The sequence below is a fragment of the Actinophytocola xanthii genome, assembly GCF_001921205.1.
GTDB lineage: Bacteria > Actinomycetota > Actinomycetes > Mycobacteriales > Pseudonocardiaceae > Actinophytocola > Actinophytocola xanthii.
Genome location: NZ_MSIE01000178.1, coordinates 1 through 984 on the forward strand (window position 1 = coordinate 1; position 984 = coordinate 984).

A 984-nucleotide genomic window follows, 5' to 3' on the forward strand; every position below is an offset into this window, starting at 1 on the left:
CTAGACGAGTAAGTCCTAAGTCGGGGTGGTGCCTGGAGACGGACGAAGGGTGTTCAAGATCAGTTTGTGAGGACCGACCTGAACACCCTTCTGACCGCACTGTACGTCAAGATCGATGACCACCTCGGCAGGCCTGCCCGCAGTGGTCGTCCGCCCCGGCTGACCGATGCCGAACTTCTCACCCTCGCAGTCGCGCAGGCGCTGCTCGGCATCCGCTCCGAAGCCCGCTGGCTACGGTTCCTGCCCCGCCACCTGCCCGGCGCTTTCACCTACCTGCCCCAGCAATCCGGCTACAACAAGCGGCTGCGTACAGCCGTACCACTGCTCAAACGAGTCATCCGCATGCTCGCGCTCGACACCGACCTATGGACCGACGCCACCTGGGTGGTCGACTCCACCCCGGTCGAATGCGGCCGCTCCCGCGAAACAGCCAAGCGATCCGAACTCGCCGGCTGGGCCGGCTACGGCTACTGCTCCAGCCACTCACGCTTCTTCTGGGGCCTGCGCCTGCACCTGGTCTGTACCCCTGCCGGACTGCCGATCACCTGGGCGCTGGCGAACCCGAAACTCGACGAACGCCAGGTACTGATGGCGATCCTCGACCACGACCCGACCGTGCTGGCCGACCGGCCCGGCCTGCTGATCATCGCGGACAAAGGCTACGTCTCCCGCGAACTCGACGCCTTCCTTGCCGAGCGCGACGTGCGGCTGCTTCGCCCGTCGTACCGCAACCGCACCCCACACCCAGCCCAGCACCTGCTCAAACCCGTCCGACAACTCATCGAGTCAGTCAACGACACGCTCAAAGGCCAGCTCGACCTCGAACTCCACGGCGGCCGCACCATCGACGGCGTCACCGCCCGCATCGCCCAACGCGTGCTCGCACTGACCGCCGCGATCTGGCACAACCGCGCCACCGGCCAACCCACCACTCGATCCCTGACCGCCTACGACCACTGAATCAGTTAGGACTTACTCGTCTAG

1 protein-coding gene is annotated in these 984 nt (G+C 65.5%); it reads left to right on the forward strand.

Annotated features, from left to right (window positions below; all coding sequences use genetic code 11):
- Positions 1–66 precede the first annotated feature (66 nt).
- Complete coding sequence (locus tag BU204_RS37800; RefSeq protein WP_075130578.1) at positions 67–960, forward strand: IS982 family transposase; 894 nt, start codon at positions 67–69, stop codon at positions 958–960.
- Positions 961–984 lie beyond the last annotated feature (24 nt).